Origin of the sequence: Solidesulfovibrio carbinolicus, from assembly GCF_004135975.1 — a bacterium.
GTDB lineage: Bacteria > Desulfobacterota > Desulfovibrionia > Desulfovibrionales > Desulfovibrionaceae > Solidesulfovibrio > Solidesulfovibrio carbinolicus.
In genome coordinates, this window is the sequence record NZ_CP026538.1 from 4,161,543 (window position 1) to 4,180,728 (window position 19,186).

18 protein-coding genes are annotated in these 19,186 nt (G+C 66.9%); all 18 read left to right on the top strand.

Annotated elements, in window-relative coordinates; genetic code table 11:
• The first annotated feature begins 2 nt into the window (after nt 1-2).
• The 18 genes from C3Y92_RS18640 (at nt 3) to C3Y92_RS18725 (ending at nt 19,166) form a co-directional block, all read left to right on the top strand.
• Entirely contained in the window at nt 3-521 is a 519-nt protein-coding gene (locus tag C3Y92_RS18640) for a hypothetical protein (RefSeq protein WP_129355153.1), read from the top strand.
• Between the two features lie 7 nt (nt 522-528).
• Entirely contained in the window at nt 529-825 is a 297-nt protein-coding gene (locus C3Y92_RS18645; RefSeq protein WP_129355155.1) for a hypothetical protein, read from the top strand.
• Between the two features lie 8 nt (nt 826-833).
• Nucleotides 834-2,213, top strand: a complete 1,380-nt coding sequence (locus tag C3Y92_RS18650; RefSeq protein ID WP_129355157.1) for a hypothetical protein — start codon at nt 834-836, stop codon at nt 2,211-2,213.
• Between the two features lie 3 nt (nt 2,214-2,216).
• Entirely contained in the window at nt 2,217-2,726 is a 510-nt protein-coding gene (locus C3Y92_RS18655) for a hypothetical protein (protein ID WP_129355159.1), read from the top strand.
• 96 nt (nt 2,727-2,822) lie between these two features.
• On the top strand, nt 2,823-4,022 hold the full coding sequence (locus tag C3Y92_RS18660) for an HD domain-containing phosphohydrolase (protein WP_129355161.1): 1,200 nt from the start codon (nt 2,823-2,825) through the stop codon (nt 4,020-4,022).
• Nucleotides 4,023-4,113: 91 nt separating this feature from the next.
• On the top strand, nt 4,114-4,929 hold the full coding sequence (locus tag C3Y92_RS18665) for a tetratricopeptide repeat protein (RefSeq protein ID WP_129355163.1): 816 nt from the start codon (nt 4,114-4,116) through the stop codon (nt 4,927-4,929).
• 133 nt (nt 4,930-5,062) lie between these two features.
• Nucleotides 5,063-5,893 (top strand): hypothetical protein, encoded by an 831-nt coding sequence (locus C3Y92_RS21725; protein WP_129355165.1) that lies wholly within the window; start codon nt 5,063-5,065, stop codon nt 5,891-5,893.
• Nucleotides 5,890-7,173 (top strand): two-component system sensor histidine kinase NtrB, encoded by a 1,284-nt coding sequence (locus tag C3Y92_RS21730; RefSeq protein WP_268932610.1) that lies wholly within the window; start codon nt 5,890-5,892, stop codon nt 7,171-7,173. Before C3Y92_RS21725 ends, C3Y92_RS21730 begins: the two co-directional genes overlap by 4 nt.
• A 34-nt stretch (nt 7,174-7,207) precedes the next feature.
• Nucleotides 7,208-8,407, top strand: coding sequence for an HD domain-containing phosphohydrolase (locus C3Y92_RS18680; protein WP_129355167.1), 1,200 nt, complete (start codon nt 7,208-7,210; stop codon nt 8,405-8,407).
• Between the two features lie 18 nt (nt 8,408-8,425).
• Nucleotides 8,426-9,793, top strand: coding sequence for a response regulator (locus C3Y92_RS18685; protein ID WP_129355169.1), 1,368 nt, complete (start codon nt 8,426-8,428; stop codon nt 9,791-9,793).
• Nucleotides 9,794-9,819: 26 nt separating this feature from the next.
• The gene (locus tag C3Y92_RS18690) at nt 9,820-10,812 is read left to right on the top strand and encodes an SPOR domain-containing protein (RefSeq protein ID WP_235669539.1); all 993 of its coding nucleotides are present in this window, start codon (nt 9,820-9,822) and stop codon (nt 10,810-10,812) included.
• A gap of 11 nt (nt 10,813-10,823) precedes the next feature.
• Nucleotides 10,824-11,741 carry a hypothetical protein gene (locus C3Y92_RS18695; RefSeq protein ID WP_129355173.1) on the top strand — a complete coding sequence of 306 codons (918 nt, stop codon included), beginning with the start codon at nt 10,824-10,826 and terminating at the stop codon, nt 11,739-11,741.
• A 203-nt stretch (nt 11,742-11,944) separates the two neighbouring features.
• Nucleotides 11,945-12,838 (top strand): flagellin N-terminal helical domain-containing protein, encoded by an 894-nt coding sequence (locus C3Y92_RS18700; protein WP_129355175.1) that lies wholly within the window; start codon nt 11,945-11,947, stop codon nt 12,836-12,838.
• Nucleotides 12,839-12,957: 119 nt separating this feature from the next.
• A complete protein-coding gene (gene fliD, locus C3Y92_RS18705; protein ID WP_129355177.1) occupies nt 12,958-14,649 on the top strand; it encodes a flagellar filament capping protein FliD in 1,692 nt (563 codons plus the stop codon).
• A 39-nt stretch (nt 14,650-14,688) separates the two neighbouring features.
• Complete coding sequence (gene fliS / locus C3Y92_RS18710; RefSeq protein ID WP_129355179.1) at nt 14,689-15,444, top strand: flagellar export chaperone FliS; 756 nt, start codon at nt 14,689-14,691, stop codon at nt 15,442-15,444.
• A 222-nt stretch (nt 15,445-15,666) separates the two neighbouring features.
• A complete protein-coding gene (locus tag C3Y92_RS18715; RefSeq protein ID WP_235669540.1) occupies nt 15,667-16,932 on the top strand; it encodes a glycosyltransferase family protein in 1,266 nt (421 codons plus the stop codon).
• 126 nt (nt 16,933-17,058) lie between these two features.
• The gene (locus C3Y92_RS18720) at nt 17,059-18,750 is read left to right on the top strand and encodes a YIP1 family protein (RefSeq protein WP_129355181.1); all 1,692 of its coding nucleotides are present in this window, start codon (nt 17,059-17,061) and stop codon (nt 18,748-18,750) included.
• Nucleotides 18,751-18,830: 80 nt separating this feature from the next.
• Complete coding sequence (locus tag C3Y92_RS18725; protein WP_129355183.1) at nt 18,831-19,166, top strand: hypothetical protein; 336 nt, start codon at nt 18,831-18,833, stop codon at nt 19,164-19,166.
• The last annotated feature ends 20 nt before the right edge of the window (nt 19,167-19,186 follow it).

The window sequence follows — 19,186 nt, forward strand, 5'->3', positions numbered from 1 at the left end:
GCATGAGCGGGCCGTGGAGCAATGCCGCAGCCGCCTGGACCGCCCTGACGGCGGCCTGGGGAAAAATGGCCGGACAGGCAGTGGAGGCGACGGTAGGCCGGCCGGTGGCCGCCGCGACTGCCGTTGGCGGCGCGGGCGCGGCCCGGGCCGACCCCGGCGGCGGGGACCTGGCCGTTCGCATGGAGACGCGACCGGCCGCCACGGCTGCAGCCACCCAAGCGCCGGCGACATCGGCCGCCCTGTCCGCCGCCCTCCGGGAAGCGGTCGCAGCGGCCCTGGCGGAGCCGCTTGCCGCCAGGGCCGCTGTGGAGTCGGCCGCCCGGGGGGCCGCAACAGCGGCGTCGGCGGTCGCGCCGGTCGGTCCAGCCGGCCTATCCGCCGCGCCCCGGACCTGCTTGGCCGGCACGGGCATCCGTGAGGTAGCGCGCCTTTGCTCGCCGCCAACGACGGCGACCCGGCTACGCTCCTTCCTGGTGACGCGGCTTGGCCTCTCTTCAGCCATTGACATCGAACAGACGTGAGGAACCCATGGCAGACACCATCTATCAAGGCGACGTGGGTCTGGAAATCCTGGTCGACTGCGTCCGGGACCTGACCGGCGCGGCCAGCCCCGCCCTTCGCGTGCGCCTGCCCTCGGGCGCGGTCCGTTCCTGGCCGGCGGCCGTGGCCGGCCCGGGCCAGGACGCCGCCAGACTGCGCTATGTCACCCGGCCCGGCGATCTGGCCGAGGCCGGCGTCTATAAACTCCAGGCCGCGCTGACCCTGGGCGACTGGTCCGGCCTGGGCCGGACGGCCAGCTTCACGGTGCGGCCGCGATTTTCATGAGGCAAGACATGACCATTCCCGTTTACGATAGCGTGGCCTTCCTGGCATCCGACACGTTCGCCGTGTTCAACGCTGCCGGGGATTCCTTCGTCGGCGCGTTCGCGCCCGGCTTGCGGCTGCGGGCCGACTGCGGGACCGACGGGGTTTTGTTTGGCACGGTGGCGTCCTCCAGCCATGACGCCGAGACCGGCCGCACCGTAGTCGCCACGGCCATGGACGGCGGCGCGGCGCTGACCGCCAATCTGGCCGAAGTCCTCCACGGCAATGATGTGCCCGAGTCCCTGTGCGCCCATGCGGCGCTGCACGCCCCAGGCGGCCGCGACGCCCTGCCGGCCGCTTCCACCGGTGTTTCGGGGTTGGTGTCCCTGGCCAGCGCCGTCGAGACCCAAGCCGGCGCCAGCGCCGCCAAGGCCGTGACCCCGGCCGGATTGGCCGCCGCCGTAAAAGGACTGATCACCACCAATACAACCATTTACGTGGCCACCACCGGCAGCGACGCGAGCGGCGACGGTTCGTCCGCCACGCCGTTCGCCTCAATCCACAAGGCGCTCTCCAGCATCGCCGGAAAGCTCATCGCCTCGGGCATGACGGTGACGATCCGGGTGGCGGACGGGACGTACTCGATTTCGAGCACGATCACGATTGATCACCCGGACGCGGACAAAATACAGATTTTCGGCAATACATCAGCCGAGACGACTGTACCCATCTCGGCCATCGACACGACGGCCAAAACGATCACTGTGACTGGGAATTATACGGGCTCGATCCAGGTCGGGGACATCATCGGCCTGATCGGCAGCAGCACGAGCGGACTCAATGGCGCGTATGTGGTGTCTGGCGTCAGCTACGATGGCACCAATACCGTCATTACCTGCTCGGCCGAGACGATTGCCTCGGCAACGGTCGGAGGGGGATACGTTGTTATCAAAGCATGCAACAGGGTAATTGTTAGGGTTGTCGATATAAACGTCTTCGCTATAAACAAGCCACTTAAAAGCATCCAGGGGATTCGCTTCGATTGTTCAAGCCCAACGTCGTACAATACTCCCTTCAATATTGCGCAGCCGCTAAACCAATCTATTACGGGGTGCATCGTCAAGGGATTTGGGCGCGCTCTTAGAGCGCAAATGAACGGGATAGGGAGCCTTTATAATTTTGTTTCAAAATCGTGCATTTATGGTCCATATGCGGAAAGCGGAGGAAAGATATTGCTTAATTCTTCTCAAATAACCATTATTGATTCATGCTCCAACACCGGAATTACTTCATATGACGGGGGATTTGTCAGATCACTGTCATCCTATACCATAATGCGCAACAACGCCGCCAATTACTCGCCAGCCTTGAATACTTTTGGCAACAACGCATCGTACAACGCGGGGTAACATATGCAACTGGTTATAAAAGGGGAGGTCGTCGCGGCGCAGCACCCAGACGCCCAAAATCTATCCGGCATCTCGGACTACTCCAGCAGCCTCATCCTCACCGTCCCCGACGACACGCCCGTGGAGATCGGGCAGGCCTGGGCCGTGAATGTGGACGCCGCCAAATCCTCGGCCTGCAACGCCATCGACGCCGAGGCCGAACAGCGGCGCAACGCCGTGCTGACGCCGGGTTCCGGCCAGATGGCCGCTTATCAGGCAAAAGAACGCCAAGCCCGGGCGCTTCTGCAAGACGACAACCCGACCGAGGGCGAGTACCCGGACATTTTCAGCGAGATCGGCATCACCGCCGACTCCGCCGGCGAAGTGGCCATGGCCGTGCTGGCCGCTGCCGAAAAGTGGCGGGCCTACGGCCGGCAGGTGGAGCGAGCGCGGCTGACCGTGAAAAAGGCGGTCCGACAGGCTGAGGACGTCGAGGGTGTCATCGCCGCCAAAAACAAGGCGGTCTGGCCGTAAAATCACGGCTTCGCCTTGTACGGGGCTGGAAAAGCCGATAGCGTGTCCGGGCGGCGTCACAGCCGCCCGGACTTTTTTACCGGCTGCGAGGCGACCATGGACAAGCCCTGTATCCTCTTTGTCGATGACGACCCGGAGATCCTGGCCGCATACGGTCGCGCCCTGCGCAAACGCTACGCCGTGGAAACGGCGGCCGGACCGGAAGTCGGCCTGGAACGGCTGGCCGCCCTGCCTGACGTGGCCGTGGTGGTCTCGGACCTGCGGATGCCGGGCCTGGACGGCGTGGAGTTCCTGGGCCGTGTCCGGGAGCTGCGCCCCGACGCCGTGCGCATTATCCTCACCGGCTTTGCCGACATCGAAGTGGCCATCGCCGCGGTCAACAAGAGCAAGGTCTTCAGCTTCCTGACCAAGCCCTGCCCCGAGCAGGCTCTGGAAGAGGCCCTGGAAGCCGCTTTGCGCCAATACCAGCTCATCGCCGCCGAAAAGGAGCTCCTGCGCGGCACCGTGCGCGGCACCATCAAACTCCTGACCAACCTGCTCGAAATGGTCAGCCCCGAGGCCTTCGGCAAATCGTCGCGGGTCAAGCGTCTGGCCGTGGACCTGGGCGCCTACCTGGGAATTGCCGAAGCCTGGCGGCTGGAGCTGGCCGCCATGCTCTCCCAGATCGGCTGCGCCGCCATGCCGGCCGAAACCCTGCGCCGGGCCTATCGCGGCGACCCCCTGCCCGGCGACAAGGCCTACGAATTCGCCATGCACCCCAAGATCGCCGCCGAGCTTGTGGCCAACATCCCCCGTCTGCGTGAAGTCGCCGAAATCATCGCCTATCAGGAAAAACGCTACGACGGCGGCGGGCTGCCCCCCGACGCCCTGGCCGGAGAGCGCATTCCCCTGGGCGCGAGAATCCTCAAGGTCGCCCTGGATTTCGACACCTTGACCGCCCACTACGGCGAGAAGCGGCGCTCGCAAACCCCCGAAGCCGACGCACTGGCCCGAATGCGCGACCGCGACGGCTGGTACGACCCGGAAATCCTGGATGCCCTGGAAACCCTGGCCACCCTGCCCGACGGCTTCGAACCGCGCCTGATCTCCACCGAGGAACTGGCCGCCGGGATGCTGCTCGACCAGGATGTGGCCGCCCTGGACGGAACCCTGGCCCTTGGCCGAGGCCTGGAGCTCAACGCCGTGTCCATCCGCCGCCTGGCCCGGCTGGACGGCGAACGCGGGGCCAAAAGCCGCTGGCGGGTGCTGGTCCCGCCCCCGGAAAAATTGGCCTTCGCCATGATGCTTGATGGCTAGGCCGATTTGCGCCTATTAAGGACAAGCGATCCGTCAGCGCCGACAGCGTTCCGCGCATCATCCCCAACCTCCGGCCCGCGCCGACAGCCCCATGGCAGCAGTTCCGCCCCCCCCCAACGAGCTTCCCAAGACCGCAAGCGATCCTTTTCGCGGTGTTTTTTCCACTCAGACCCAGGCGTTCATCGGCTTCGGGGCGACCAAGCGCAAGGTCAAACAAAACGTCCAGGTCTATGCCGAGGAGCAGGCCGACGGCTCCTATCTCCTGCGCAGCCTCAACAAGCACTTCATCCCCTCCGGCAAACCCCGTCGCGTGACCCGGGAACAGCTCCTGTCCGAATACCTGCCCGAGCCCGACCTCTATATGAACAAGGTCGTGCCCATGATGCGCCGGGCCAGGCAGTACGCCGACGCCGGCGACGCCCACCGGACCGAGGGCGAACTCATGTCGGCCGAGTTCGAATACAAAAACGCCTTGCGGGTGGACGAGGAGCATATCCGGGCTACCTTCGGCCTGGGGCTCACCTACCTCGACCGGGGCGAACTGGACAGCGCCCGTCTGGTTTGCCGCCGCATCATCACCCTGGAGGCGGCTTTCGGCGAGGAGCACAAACACCTGTTCAACGAATTCGGCATCAAGATGCGCAAACATCGGATGTACGATCAGGCTCTGCGCTACTATTTCAAGGCCTACCGTCTGAGCAAGACCGATGATCATCTCCTGTACAACATCGCCAGAACCTATTTTGAGCGCGACAACCCAAAGCTCGCCCTGAAGTTCCTCGGCATGGCCCAGGCCATCAATCCGGCCTTTCCCGAAGCCGAGGCCCTGGCCCGGGCCATCGAACGCAAAGCCCTGGAAGAAACCGCCCTGCCGTTTTCAGGGAGATTCGCCGCCAGCGACTTCTAATACCGCTGTTAAAGCACAACGACTGTTGTGTTTTAACAAGAGAAAGTTATAACAGAATGAAGCATCTCATGCGGCTGCGCTTGAGGCGTGGAATCGAAATAACGAGGCGGCCGGCCGCCGCGCGAGGACGCATATGAGCTTTCTCGGACGTTTCCTGGTGGAGCAGGGGGCCATCACCGAGGCCCAACTGGCAGAGGGCCTGGCCTACCAGCGTGAAAAAAACCGGCGCATCGGCGAGGTGGCCGTGGAACGCGGCATGCTCACCTCGAAGCAGGCCAAGGACATTCGGCAACGGCAAAACGCCGATCCCCGACTTTTCGGCGACATCGCCGTGGGGGAGCGCCAGCTCTCCCGGCGGGCCGTGGACGATCTGCTCTTTCTCCAAAAAATCCACCACACCTACCTGGGCGAGGCCCTGCTCGTTCTTGGCCACATCGACCGGGCCCAATACCAGGAACTCATGGGCCGCCACTACGCCCTGCGCGACAAGGGGCGGGTGAGTCTTCGCTATCTGCAGGAGTTTTTCGCCGAAAACCGGGTGGCCGAATGCCTGTTCGCCGCCCTGTCCCGGGCCTTGGGCCGCCTCACCGGCGAGGAGGCCGCGGCCAGCGGCCTGGGCAGCGCCCACGATCCGGTCGAGTACGCCGCCTATGCCCGCATCGAGGGTTTGCTCCTGGGACAGCGGCGCTTTGCCGCCACCATCGGGTTGTCGCGCTCCCTGGCCGACCGTTTGGACGCCGATGGCGCCGGCAGCCGTGACGCGGCCGGCTTGAGCGGTTTTTACGACACCGTGCTGCGCTATTTTGGCGACATGCTGCGCGACAAGGGCCTGCGTCTGGAGGCCGGGACCGTGCTCACGGCGGCTGGCCATCCCGCCGGCTGCGAGGACTGCCTGGTGGTGCGCGCCCATACGCCCTCGGGCCGGCTGGGCCTGACGTTCTGGCTTGAGGAGGCGGCGGCGTGAACCCGGAGCGGACCGGAAAAGCCCTGGCCCGCGACGCGGCCGAGCGGGAAATGGCCTTGGCCGCCCGGGACATCGAGATGCTGCTTGGCTCCATCCGCTCCATCCTGGTCACCCTGGACGGCCAAAACCGGGTGCGCCGCTTCAACGCCAGCGCCGAAAACGCGTTCGGCCTGGCCGCGACGGCCGTGGCCGGCCGCGATTTCTTCGAGCTGGACCTGGCCTGGGAAGGTCCGGCCGTGCGCGAGGCCCTGGAGGCCAGCCGAAAAACCGGCGCGCCGGCCCGGGTGGACGAGGTGCGCTGCCGCACGGCCACCGGCGAGGAGCGCCTTTTGGGACTCACGGTCAACCCTGTGGACCCGGCCGGCGACGAGGCCCCGGGCGCGCTGATTCTCGGCCAGGATCTCGGCGAAATCAAAGCCCGGGAACTCAAGGCCATCCACGAACGCCGGATGCAGGCCATCGGCCGCCTGGCCGCCGGCATCGCCCACGAAATCAACACCCCGGTCCAGTACGTCGGCTACAACGCCGGCTTTCTCGACGAATCCTTCACCGAACTGCTGGCCCTGCTCGAAGCCCATGGCCGGCTGCTGGAGGCCGTGGAAGCCGGCGACGCCGCCGCCGTGGCCGGAGCGGCCGCCGATGCCCGGCGCGTGGCCGGGGAAATCGACATCGACTACCTGCGCCAGGAAATCCCGGCCGCCATCGCCAACACCCGCAAGGGCATCGGCCAGGTGGCCGACATCGTGCGGGCCATGCGCCAGATGTCCCACCCAGGAACCGGCGAGATGCTTTTTTTCGACGTCAACGCCAGCGTGCGCGACATCGTGGCCGTCACCCGCAACGCCTGGAAGCATGTCGCCGAAGTGACCCTGGAGCTTTCCCCCGAGCTGCCCTTGGTGTACGGTGCGCCCCACGAGGTGTCCCAGGTTCTGCTCAACGTGGTGTTAAACGCCGCCCAGGCCGTGGAGGAACGGGTCGCCGCGGAACCCTGGCGGCATGGGACCATCCTCGTGTCCTCTCGGCTCGTTCCCGGCTTTGCCGAGATTGCCGTGGCCGACAACGGCCCGGGCATGGACGAGGCGGTGCGCGGGCGCATCTTCGATCCCTTTTTCACCACCAAGGCCGTGGGCAAGGGCACGGGACAGGGTCTGGCCATCAGCCACGCGGTCATGACCCGCCACGGCGGCTGCATCGACTGCCTGTCACGCTCCGGGGAGGGCACGACCTTTTTCCTCCGTTTTCCCCTGGAAGACGGCCAGACGCAACACGGGGCGGCCTGACCGCGCCCCGGCAAACGGCAAAGGCGGCGGGCCAATGGGCGGCAAGGCCAAAATCCTGTTCGTGGACGACGATCCAGAAATTCTGGCGACCCTTAAACGCACGTTTCGACGCAAGTACCTGACGGAAACCGCCCTTGGCCCGTTGCGGGGGCTGGAGGTCGCCGCCGAGCACGGCCCCTATGCCGTGGTGGTGGCCGACCTGCGGATGCCGGGCCTGGACGGGCTGGAATTTTTCACCCAGCTCAAAAAACTCTCCCCCGAAACCGTGCGGATCATGCTCACCGGCTACGCCGATCTGCGAGCCGCCATGGACGCCGTCAACACCGGCCACGTCTTCCGGTTCCTGGCCAAGCCCTGCCCCGAGGAGGAACTGGCCGAATCCCTGGCCGCCGGCGCGGCCCTGTTTGCCCAGGCCACGGCCGAGCGCGATTTTCTCAAAGGGGCCCTTCGCGGCATCATCAAGCTCCTGTCAGACCTGCTCGCCCTGCAAAATCCCGAGGCTTACGCCCGGGCCATGCGCGTACGCCGGCTGGTGGCCGACATGGCCCGCTACCTGGACGCTCCCGACGTCTGGCGCATTGAGCTGGCCGTCACCCTGTCCCAGCTGGGGGGCCTGGTCCTGCCCCAAGGCCTGTTCGCCAAGCTGCGCCGGACAGGCGATCTCGCCGGCGACGAAGCCCGGCTTTTCGCCCGCCACCCGGGCCTGGCCGGGGATTTGCTGGCCAATATTCCCAAGCTTGACGAAGTGGCCGCCATTATCCGCCACCAGGAAACGCCCCACGCCGGAGCCGGCCGGGACGTTCCGCTTGGGGCCAAACTCCTCAAGGCCGCCCTGGATTACGACGCGCTGCTGACCTCGGGCCGCGCTCGGGACCAGGCCCTGGACGCCCTGGCCGGCCGGGAAGGCCTCTACGATCCCCAGGCCCTGGACGCCCTGACCGCCCTGGCCGGGGAGCGGGAAGGACTGGAGCGCCGGGAAATCCCCCTTTCGGCGTTGACCCCGGGCATGATCCTGGAGGAAGATGTCGCCTTGCCCCACGCCGAGGTTCTGGCCACGTCCGGCCAGATGGTGGACGTCGGCTGGCTGGCCTGCCTGGAGGCCGAGTCCCTGCCGGGCGACGTCCGCTGCCGGGTGCTCGTCCCGCCGGTCGAGGACGCGCCGCCCCCGGGTCTGGCCGATCCCGAACTGCTGGCCCTTTTGCGCCGGGTCGGACGCGCCCCAGGCTGCTCCTGACCCCAAGGATCCTTGCCCATGTCCAATGCCGTCAAACTGCGGGCCGAACAAATGACCCGCCGCTACGAACGCATCGTGACCGACTATTTCGCCGAAGGCGGACTGGCCGTCCTTTGCACCGACGACGAAAGCTTCGTGCGCCAGCTCAAATACGCCCTGGGCGCCCTGCGCGTGGACGTCAAGACCGTGCTGCGCGAGGTGGCCGACTACGACGACGTGGCCACCCTGGCCGCCAAGACCGCCGATCGGCTGCCCGTCCCCTTGCTGGTCTTTCTGGAGCGCCGACTGCGCCAAACGGCTTGCTTAAAGACCGTGCGCACGCTGAAAAGCCTTTACGGCGACAAGATCAGGCTCGTCGTCACCACGGTGGAGCTTTCCCGGGACGAACTGGTGCTCACCCACGAGGTCGGGGCCGACAGCTGCATCACCAAACCCATCTCGGCCAACGCCCTGATGGAAAAATGCGCTTTTGCCGTGCGCCCCAACAACCAGCTCGGGGTGCTGTTCGACCGGGCCGCCGCCCTGCTGGCCGCCGGCGACCTGGATCAGGCCGCACGGGTGGCGGCCAAGGCCTTCGAGATCAAGCCCGACAGCTTAAAAGCCCACCTGCTCCTGGGCGACGTGGCCCTGGCCAAGGGCGACCACGCCCAGGCCGAAAGCCATTACAAGGACGCGGCCCGGGCCGAGAAGCTCTATATCGAACCCCTCAAGCGCTTGGTCGAGGTCTACGCGCAGACCGGCGACGACGCCAAGCGTCTGGCCTGCCTGACCCGCCTGGACGAGCTGTCGCCGCTGAATTTCGAGCGCAAGGCGGTCATCGGCGAGGCCTACCTGGACCTGGGCGAGGGCGACAAGGCCCGGGCCTTTTTCGAGGAAGCCCGCAAGGCGGTGGGCAAGGTCGCCTCGGACATGGTCAGCGAGGCCCTTATGGAAATGGCCAAGCGCATCGGCGAACGCGACCAGGAAACGGCCCTGCGCTTCGTCACCGAGGCCATTGAGGCCAAAGGCGAAGCCCTTGGCCCCAAGGATCTGTGGATGTTCAACAACCGGGGCATCCTGCTGCGCCGCCAGGGCAACTGGCGCGAGGCCGCGGAGAACTATCGCAAGGCCCTGTCCATCGCCCCGTCCGACGCCGGCCTGCGCTACAACCTCGGCGTGGCCCATGCCGAGGGCAAGGACTACTATACCGCCCTGACCCACTTCGAGGAGGCCCTCAAGCTCGATCCCGACCTCATCCTCCAAGGGCCCACCGTGGGCTACAACATCGCCACGGCCTACCACCGGTGCCGCGATCTGCCCGCTGCCCGGGAATTTTTGGCCCAGACCCTCAAGCGCCACCCAGGCTACGAACCGGCCAGGCGCCTGCTGGCCCACCTGGGCCAATGACGGCCGCCGCGACGTCGCCCCGCGCCATGTCCATGCGTCCCCTCGCCTGCCTGCTGGCGGCCTTGTTCCTGGGCCTGTCGTCCGGCTACGCCCGGGCCGGGACCGACGCCTCCCCGGCCGTGACCGCCCTGGTGTGCGGGGCGCTTCTCCGGGACCCCGCCCCGGGCGAGGGCTGGCCAACGGCCAGGGATGTGCGCCCGGGCGAGGCCGTGGGCGCGGCGGACCGGGGCCTTGGCTGCCGCTTCGTCGTGTCCGGCGAGGCGGGGCAAACTTCGGTCGTTGTGGCCGTGCGGCTGACGCGGCCGCTGCCCGAAGGCGGGACGGCCCAGGACGTCTGGCAGACGGCGGCCCGGCCGGGAGAACCGGCCGTGGCCGCCTACGCCCTGGCTGCCGAGCTGCCCGTGGCCGCCGGGGAGTGGACGCTGACCCTGACCCCGCCGGGCGGCCAGCCGGCCGTGGCCCGCTTCCAGGTGGCCGGCCGGCCGGCCGAGGCTGCCGTCTCGCCGCCGACCGCCATGCCAACGGCCCCAGGGGCCAAGGCGGCGGGCAAAGCCGCTGCCGCCGCGCCGCGCCCCGAACCCGCGCCCCAGAACCCTCCGGCAGCCCCGCAGGCGGCCCCGGCCCTTCCCGCCCTGGCGGCCGCGCCCGTCGCACCGGCCGGCCAGGCCAACGCCTCGGCCCCGCCGGCCCCCGGGCCGGCCAAGGCCGAACCGCGCCCAAAAGTCCCGCCGCCTTCCAAGGCCGAACCGGCGGCCGGCTATCTGGCCCTGCAAACCGGCCTTTTTGCCGAGGCGGACAATGCCGCCGCCCAGGCGGCCAAACTCCGGACCCGGGGCTTGCCGGCCTGCCTGGCCGTGTCGGACAAGGACGGCAAACGCCGCTACCGGGTGCTGGCCGGCCGCTTCGGCGACCGACGGGCCGCCGCCGCCGCCCGGGCCGAAGTCATGGCCGTCACGGGCGTGGCCCCCATCATCACGCCCGTGGCGGCCGGCGACATTCCCGGGCTGCGGTGTCGGTAGGGAGGCAAGACATGTCCGTGCCCGCCGCCCTGGCCGTATCCTTCGTGGTGGACGCCCAGCCGAAATTCCGTCTCCAGGCGTTCAATCTGCTGGCCACCCTGCTCGGCTCGGGCACCGTTTTGCCCCAGGCCGTCCAGGTGCATCTGGTGGGCGAGCATCCCCCGGACTTTGTCCGTTTCCTGGCCGGCCTGGGCGTGGTCGTCGTCCCGACCAAACCCTACGGCGCGGCCGCCTCGCCCTATTGCAACAAGCTGACGCAGCTGCGCTCCAAGGCCCTGGCCGGGGCGGACCACGTGGCCCTGCTTGACGCCGACGTGGCCGTGACCGGGGATCTTTCCCTGGAGCTGCCCGGACCGGGGGCGCGGGGCAAGATCGTGGACACGGCCGCGCCGCCCCTGCCGCTGTTGCGCGCCCTGCTGCGGGCGGCCGGCCTGCCCCGGGACGCGGCCACGGCCACGGCCGGGTTTGGCCCGGGCCAGACCCTGGCCGCCAATTTAAACGGCGGGGTGACGCTTTTTGACCGCGAAACCCTGGCCGCCGTGGGACCGCGCTGGCTCAAGTGGACCCATTTCACCTTGGAAAACGCCCGGCTTCTTGGCCCTTACGCCAAACACGCCGACCAGGTCGGCCTGGCCCTGGCCCTGATCGACCTGGGCCTGCCCCCGGGCCACCTGCCCGACCGGCTCAATTTCCCCACCCATCTGCGCCCGGCCAGCTACCGCCCGGAGCACGACCAGGACGCGGCCATCCTCCACTACCACCATCGTCTGGACGACGACGGCTGCCTGACCCCTCTCGGCCTGCCCCGCATCGACGCCGCCCAGGCCCGGGCCAACGCCCTGATCCGGGATTTCCAGCTCCGCCATGGCCACAAGGCCGGCCTGGAGGCCCTTTTGGCCCACTGGCGGCGCAGCTGTTTCCGGCCCTGACGCGGCAACCTCTCCCCAAATCCTTCCCCGCCGGCCCAAGCCGGTTTTTTTTGTCGCTTCGCCCGAAGCCCGGCCTAAAGAACGCGTTTAACGGCGTCGATAATGAAGACAAAGAGGCACAATCCGCCACCCAGGCCGAAGGCCCACGGCCGGCGGATCACACAAGGGCAAGGACGCCCGTCGCATTCAAGGAGGAAACAACCATGGCTCTTACCATCAACAGCAATCTGATGGCCGCCAACGCGGCCCGCAACCTGTCCAACTCGTATTCCGCCCTGGCCACCTCGACCCAGCGCCTGTCTTCGGGGCTTCGCATCAACAGCGCCGCCGACGACGCCGCCGGCCTGGCCATTCGCGAGCTCATGCGCGCGGACATCGCTTCCATCAATCAGGGCGTGCGCAACGCCAACGACGCCATTTCCATGATCCAGACGGCGGACGGCGCGCTCCAGGTCATCGACGAAAAGCTCATCCGCATGAAGGAACTGGCCGAACAGGCCTCCACCGGCACCTACACCTCGGACCAGCGCCTCATCATTGACTCGGAATACCAGGCCATGGCCTCGGAAATCACCCGAATCGCCAACGCCACGGACTTCAACGGCATCTATCTGCTCAACGGCAACCTGTCCGGCACGACCCACAGCGGCGCCGGCATCAATTCCAGCGGCAAGCTCAAGGTGCACTTCGGGTCCGGCAACGAATCCTCGGAAGACTACTACTACGTCCAGATCGGCACTTCCACCGCCTCGGCCCTGGGTCTGGGCATCGGCGCCGCCTCGGGCAACGACGGGCGCAGCATCTCCACCCAGCAAATGGCCCAGAAGGCCCTGGAAGCCATCAACGACGCCATCGTGTCCAAGGACAAGATCCGCGCCAACCTGGGCGCCCTGCAAAACCGTCTGGAGAACACCATCTCCAATCTGCAGATCCAGTCCGAAAACCTCCAGGCCGCCGAATCGCAGATCTCCGACGTGGACGTGGCCACGGAAATGACCCAGTTCGTGCGCAACCAGATTCTCACCCAGTCGGCGGTGGCCATGCTGTCCCAGGCCAACTCCATGCCTCGGATGGCCATGCAGCTCATCGGCGGCTAATAATCGACGCTTTCGGCCGGACCGCCCCGGGCGGTCCGGCCCCTCGCAGTTGGCATCCGCCTTGCTTCTGACGTGACGAAGTCCTGCCGCCAGGAATTTTTTGCCGCCGGGGGAGCACCATGTCGAACACCGTCAGCAGTTATTCACCGATCACCACCTCGGGGCAGATCACCTATTCGGGCCTGGGCAACGGCACGGATTTCGATTCGATGATCAAAAAGCTCGTCCAAGTCGAGCAATCACGAATCACGAGCCTGCAGACCTGGAAAAAATCCTGGACCGACAAGCAAGCCGCCTTCCAGGAACTCAACACCCAGATGCTGACCCTCAAGACCACCCTTGAGGAAATGGACAGCATGGACGAGTTCATGACCAAGACGGTGGATTCCTCGAATTCCACCGTGCTCTCGGCCGTGGCCGGGGCCGGGGCGGAAAACGGTTCCCACGAGGTCGTGGTCAACCGCCTGGCCACGGCCAAGGCCATGGTCACCACCACCGGCTACGCCAGCGCCTCGACGGACATCAATCCTTCAAGCTCCGACGCCGTGTTTGCCTACACCTATAAAGGCACGACCTACACCAACACCATCGGCGACAACGCCACCCTTACCGACCTGGTCAGCATCATCAACAACGACCCGGGCAACCCCGGGGTCAAGGCCAGCGTTTCCTACGACGGTTCCCAGTATTACCTGCAGCTGCGCGGCATGGACACCGGCTCCACGGCGAGCCTGGTCATCGCCAGCAACTCGACGCTGTCCGGCTTCGGCAACAGCGATTTCAGCACCATCACCTCCAACGCCAGTGCCCAGCTCAAGCTCGACGGCTGGCCAACCGCCTCAGGCTCCTGGATCACCCGGGAATCCAACACCGTCACGGATCTTATCCCCGGCCTGACCATGACGCTCAAAAGCACCGGGTCTTCCACCGTGGTCACCACCACGGACACCGACGCCATCAAGGAAAAAATCGAGACCTTCGTTGAGCAGGTCAACCTCGTGCGCACGAAGATCCGGGAGATCAGCAAGGTGGATTCCACCACCAAGCAGGCTTCGCTGCTCACCGGCAACTACGGCATCCAGCTCATCGACACCAATCTCAAGAGCGCCGTGGCCGGGCTTGGCGTAGGCTTCGACTACGATCAGGACAAGTATTCCACCCTGTCCCAGCTGGGCATTCTCACCGACGCCCAGCAAGGATCGACCACCGAAGGCTTGCTCGTCATCGACGACGACGTCCTCGACGCCGTCCTGTCCTCCAACGCCGACGCAGTCGGCCAGCTCTTTGCCGCCCAGTACGTAGGCCGCACCAGTTCTTCCGAATTTTCCATTTCCTCCTACATCAAGAACACCACCAAGAACGGCACCTACCAGCTCTCCTACACCACGGACGCCAGCGGCAAGATCACCGCCGCCACGATAAACGGCCACGCCGCGATGTTTAACAGCAACTCCAACCTCATCACCGGCGCCCACGGCTATGACGAAGCCGGCATGGTCATCCGGGTGGTGGACACCACCCCCGGAACCCACACCGGCGAAGTCGCCCTCAAGCAGGGCAAGGCCGGGCAATTAAGCGACTTGCTCGGGGAGCTGACCGACAGCCAGGACGGGCCCCTGCACATTCTCGACGACAACTACGACGACATCACCGCCATGATCGATGAAAAGATCGCCTACGAACAGCGGCGAATATCGACCTATGCCAGCAACTTGCGAAAGCGGTTCGCCAAGGTCGATTCCATGCTCGGCACCTACGACAAGATGCAAAGCCAACTTGAGTCGCAAATCAAGCAGCTCTCTTCAGATTAATTCGTTCCTGCCGATAAGCATGCAAAGGGAGAGAGCTCCATGCAAAACGCCGTCAAGAATTACCTCCAGACCCAGGTGTCCACCACCACCCAGGGCGACCTCGTCATCATGCTCTACGACGCGGCCCTCAAGTTCCTGCACCAAGCCAAGGAACGCATCGCCGAAAAAAACTATGCTCAAAAGGGCATCCTCATCTCCAAGGCCCTGGACATCCTGTCCGAGCTGCAAGGGTCGCTTAACGTCAACAAGGGCGGGGACTTGGCCGAACGACTGCAAAAGCTCTACTTCTTTTGCAGTTCCCGCCTGCTCACCGCCAACCTCAAGATGGACGCGACCAAGATCGACGAGGTGGTGGGCATCTTGACCGGCCTGCGCGAAGCCTTTGTCGAGGCCAACTCCATGGTGGCCACCAAGGCCGTGCCGTCCGAGGCGACCCAGAATACCCGGATAGGCGTCACGGCCGCGCCTCTTGGCCGCAACCACCTCGGCGCGGTCATGGCCGGCGCGTCCTTGCCGCACCCCGGCCTGACGACGCGGCCCATGGCCCCGGTCCGGCCGGCCGCTCCCACCTCCGCCGTCGCCGTCGCGGCGGCCGTGACGACGCCATCGGCCGCGCCCACGCGCCCCGAAGTGCCCGTGGCCTCGGCCACGCCGCCCGCGGCCGCAACCGTCGAAGCCGAAACCGACCAGGAAGCCGCCCAAAGCGCCCCAGTCGTCATCGACACGCCCCGGCCAACCATCTCCCCGGTGCGCCGGGCCATGGCCGCCTATTCCCAGGGACGCGCCACGGGATAGTATCGCGGCCGCGAAAAGCCTCCAGGACAATTCGCGGACAACAGACTCAACACACGAGTTTTTCTTAAAAATATATTGTTTAAGGGACGCGACCCGGGCGGCCCGGATCCGGCCTCGTGCCAAGGGCCTTTTGCCCGGCCGCTCCCGAGGGCGCTGGTGGCGGCTTGGACCGGATCAAGCCGCCGCCACGAGCCGTTTGGCCCAAATCCGGGAACCGGGAACATGGCGTCCCGGGCTTGTCGGCGGGGCCACGCCACGCTAGCTTGGGCCATGATCGCCGCCGCACCGCATCCGTTTTTCACCTACAGCGCCGAAGTGCTGGCCTGGCGGCTCGGCAGCGGTGAAGACGCCGCCTTGCCCCCGGCCGCCGCGCCCGAGACGACCACCGCCCGAGCCGCCCGCGTCCTGCGCGCCCTGGGCGGACGGCGACGCGTCGCCCTGCTTGGCCTTGGCAGCGGCGATCTGGCCGCCGCCCTGGCCGCCTCCCTGCCGGCCGGGGGCAGTCTGACCCTGGTCTGCCTGTCGCCGCAAACGGCCCGGCAAGGCCTGGCCACCGGCCGTTTTCCCTGGCTTGCCCCGGACAGCCCGGCCCAGCTCGTCGCCGACACTTCGGTCCAGGCCGTGTGCCATCTGCTGTGGGCCAACGGCCTGACCCCGGAAAACGCCCTGGTCACGGTGAATCCCGAACCGGCCGAGTCCGCCGAGGCCAAGGGCCTGGCCCTTGTGCGCCGGTTGCTGACCGCCGGGCGGCTCCTGCCCGATCCCACGCCGTCGCCGGCCGCACAACCGCTGCCGACCCTGGCTCTGCTGGCCCGGGCCGGCGAACCGGCCCTTGGCGATTTTTTTAAGGCCGCCCGGGGCCTGGCTGCCCGGGCGGTCATCCTCTGGGACGCCTGCGAGGTCCCGCCGGCCGCCGAAGCCGCCGCCGGCCTGGGCATTCCCGTGCGCCATCTGGCCCGGCCCCTGGGCAGAGATTTCGCGGCCCAGCGCAACGCCCTGCTGGCCGCCTGCCCGACCGGCTGGGTGCTGTCCCTGGACCCCGACGAACGGCCCGGCCCCGGTTTCGCCGCCGCCGTCGCCAGGATCATGGCCTGCCCGGAAGCCGGAGCCGCCTATTTCCCGCGCCTGACCCTCTATCCCGACCCCGGCCGGGCCAAGGTCGGCCACGGGCTGTGGCCGGACTGGCAACTGCGCCTTTTTCGCACCGACGCCATGCCCGGACCGCGCTACGTCCGGCCCCTGCACGAACGCCTGGAAGGCCATCCCGGGGCCGCCGTCCTGGCCCTGGACGCCCCCATCCTCCACCACAACCGGCTTGTGGCCGACACCGCCGGCGTGGCCGACAAGCTCGAAGCCTTCAGCCGGGTGGCCGGCGCGGCCCGACACCGCTTAAACGCCGATTACCCGACCCTGCCCCTGGACTTTTTCACGTCCCTGGTCCCGGGCGACGACCCCGGCCGCTGCCTCCTGCTGCCCCCGGGCCTGTAACCGCGCCCCGAAACCCCCGCGTCCGGGCAAGGCCTGGCCGAGGTTGCCTTGGCGGCTTGGAGAAGCTACACTAGGTCTTGTCCATGCAGGCCCTGCCACAGCGCGCCGGGCGTTTCGCGAAGGTACATGATGCGCATAACCTGTCCTCAATGCGGCTTTTTCCGGGAAATCCCCGACGCCAAGGCCCCGGTCACCCCGACCATGGCCACCTGTCCCAAATGCCGCCACCGGTTCCGGTTCCGTCCCCAACCGACCCCGGCCGTCGAAGAATCCTTCGTTACGGCCGAACCCGGCGTGTCCTCCTGGCGTCGCCCCGCCGCCCGACAGGAGCGTGCCGCCACGCCCCCGGCCGCCTGGGAATCACTGGAAGAACAGGCCGGCGAGACCGACGTCCAGACTGTCCCGGAAGACCTCGCGCCGTCCGGCCCGGTTCCCGTGGCCGACGCCACCTTCGCGCCTGATCCCGCGCCACGGGCCGACACGATGCCCCAACCGGAAGAAATCCCGGCCGACGACGACGCCGTGCCGCCCCCTACCCACTGGGAACAGCAGCCCGAACCGCGCCAGCCCCTGATCCAGCGCCGCCGCCTCGACGCCCTGGATGAACAGGACGAGCCGGCCGCCCCGCCCCGGCCGGCCAAATCCGCCGCCAAACGCCAACCGGCCCCCAGCGTCCGCGAAAACGTGGCGACGCCGTCTCAGCCGGCCCGCCAACCCGGACTCGAACCCAAGCCGGAACCCGATTTTTCCGACGCCGACATCCCGGACGAAACCCCCTCGGACGTCGCCCGACGCATCCGCGCCCGGGTCGAACAAGGGCTTGACCCCACGCCCGCGCCTGAGTCCGTGGCCGCCGCCGCGCCCGAACCGGAACCGGAAGCCGCGCCCGAACCGGCTCCGGCTCCGCCGCGCGCCGCCAAACCCCAAGCGGCCACGACGCCTCCGCCCCGCGCCACGGCACCCCAGGCCGAAACGCCGGCCGCGCCCCAGGCCTTGGCCCCCGAAGACGCCGCGCCTCCCGCCGCCACCAAGGCCCCGGCCGACGACCAGCCCCAGGAAACCACCGTGCGCGCCGACGGCGTGCGTGATATTTGGGCCAGACTGCAAGCCCTCGACGACCGCAAGGCCGCCCGGCCCCACCTGGAACACCAACGCCCGGCCGAGGACGAACCCGAAGAGCCGGCCCGGGAAACCGTCACCGACCCCGTGCCCTGGGAACGCCAGGACGCCTACGGCTTTTTCCCGGCGCTCATCCTTACCCTGCGCAAGATCCTCTTCCAGCCCCTGGATTTTTTCGGCAATCTTCCCGAAGGCCGCCCCAAATCCAAGGCGCTGGTGTTCAATCTGCTCATCAGCGAATTTTTGCTGCTCATCGACTTCATGTGGACCCTGGCCGGTCTGCGCGCCCGCATCGGCAGCCCGGAACAGCCAGACGCCTTAAGCGTGCTCGGCAGTTCGCCCCTGTCGTTTCTGTTGGCCCTGCTCCTGGTGCCCCTGGTCATTTCCATAGGCATCTACCTCGACGCCTGGGTGACTCATCTGCTGCTCATCCTGTTTCGCAGCACGAAAAAAAGCTTCGACGAGACCTTCCGGGTGCTGTGCTACTCGGCCGCGCCCACCGTGCTCACCGCCGTGCCCGTGGCCGGACAGCTCCTGTCCCCGGTCATCCTCGTCTGGTACATGGCCCTGCAAGCCATCGGCCTCAAGAAATGCCACGAAGGCGCCTACACGCAGACCCTGGCCGCCATCTTCATCAAATGGTCCATCTACCTCTTCCTGCTCCTGGCCATGCTGCAAAGCTTCACCCCGGGCCAATAACCCGGCGCGGCCTTGACGGAGCCGACGCGATACGCCCATAACGGACGCAGACCCACAGGGATTCTTCGCGGGAGTGGACCATGCTGTCATGGCTTCAGACCAAATGGCGCGCCCTGTCCGAGTGGCGGCGAAAAGTCCGGGAACTCCACCCCGACGCCTTTAGGGCCATGGCCGGCGAACTGGCCGAACTGGCCGAAGTCGCCTCCAAGGTACGCCCCGAAGAACAAGCCTTTCTGCTCAAAATCCGCCGCATCCGCCAGGAAATGCGCGAACTTGAACGCCTGGCCGAACGCCCGGAATTCCGCCTGCTCTCGGCCAAAAAACGCCACGAATTGCGGGTCAATCTGCTCTCCTCCCGCGAACAGCTCCTCAAAACCCTCTCCGACGCCCCGGTGGTCACCACCACGCCCCAATAACGGGCCACTTACGGAGGTCC

Bases quoted from the DNA above. Each gene is read 5' to 3' on its own strand.
- C3Y92_RS18640 (WP_129355153.1), top strand. From the start codon at position 3: ATGAGCGGGCCGTGGAGCAATGCCGCAGCCGCCTGGACCGCCCTGACG.
- C3Y92_RS18645 (WP_129355155.1), top strand. From the start codon at position 529: ATGGCAGACACCATCTATCAAGGCGACGTGGGTCTGGAAATCCTGGTC.
- C3Y92_RS18650 (WP_129355157.1), top strand. From the start codon at position 834: ATGACCATTCCCGTTTACGATAGCGTGGCCTTCCTGGCATCCGACACG.
- C3Y92_RS18655 (WP_129355159.1), top strand. From the start codon at position 2,217: ATGCAACTGGTTATAAAAGGGGAGGTCGTCGCGGCGCAGCACCCAGAC.
- C3Y92_RS18660 (WP_129355161.1), top strand. From the start codon at position 2,823: ATGGACAAGCCCTGTATCCTCTTTGTCGATGACGACCCGGAGATCCTG.
- C3Y92_RS18665 (WP_129355163.1), top strand. From the start codon at position 4,114: ATGGCAGCAGTTCCGCCCCCCCCCAACGAGCTTCCCAAGACCGCAAGC.
- C3Y92_RS21725 (WP_129355165.1), top strand. From the start codon at position 5,063: ATGAGCTTTCTCGGACGTTTCCTGGTGGAGCAGGGGGCCATCACCGAG.
- C3Y92_RS18680 (WP_129355167.1), top strand. From the start codon at position 7,208: ATGGGCGGCAAGGCCAAAATCCTGTTCGTGGACGACGATCCAGAAATT.
- C3Y92_RS18685 (WP_129355169.1), top strand. From the start codon at position 8,426: ATGTCCAATGCCGTCAAACTGCGGGCCGAACAAATGACCCGCCGCTAC.
- C3Y92_RS18690 (WP_235669539.1), top strand. From the start codon at position 9,820: ATGTCCATGCGTCCCCTCGCCTGCCTGCTGGCGGCCTTGTTCCTGGGC.
- C3Y92_RS18695 (WP_129355173.1), top strand. From the start codon at position 10,824: ATGTCCGTGCCCGCCGCCCTGGCCGTATCCTTCGTGGTGGACGCCCAG.
- C3Y92_RS18700 (WP_129355175.1), top strand. From the start codon at position 11,945: ATGGCTCTTACCATCAACAGCAATCTGATGGCCGCCAACGCGGCCCGC.
- fliD (WP_129355177.1), top strand. From the start codon at position 12,958: ATGTCGAACACCGTCAGCAGTTATTCACCGATCACCACCTCGGGGCAG.
- fliS (WP_129355179.1), top strand. From the start codon at position 14,689: ATGCAAAACGCCGTCAAGAATTACCTCCAGACCCAGGTGTCCACCACC.
- C3Y92_RS18715 (WP_235669540.1), top strand. From the start codon at position 15,667: ATGGCGTCCCGGGCTTGTCGGCGGGGCCACGCCACGCTAGCTTGGGCC.
- C3Y92_RS18720 (WP_129355181.1), top strand. From the start codon at position 17,059: ATGATGCGCATAACCTGTCCTCAATGCGGCTTTTTCCGGGAAATCCCC.
- C3Y92_RS18725 (WP_129355183.1), top strand. From the start codon at position 18,831: ATGCTGTCATGGCTTCAGACCAAATGGCGCGCCCTGTCCGAGTGGCGG.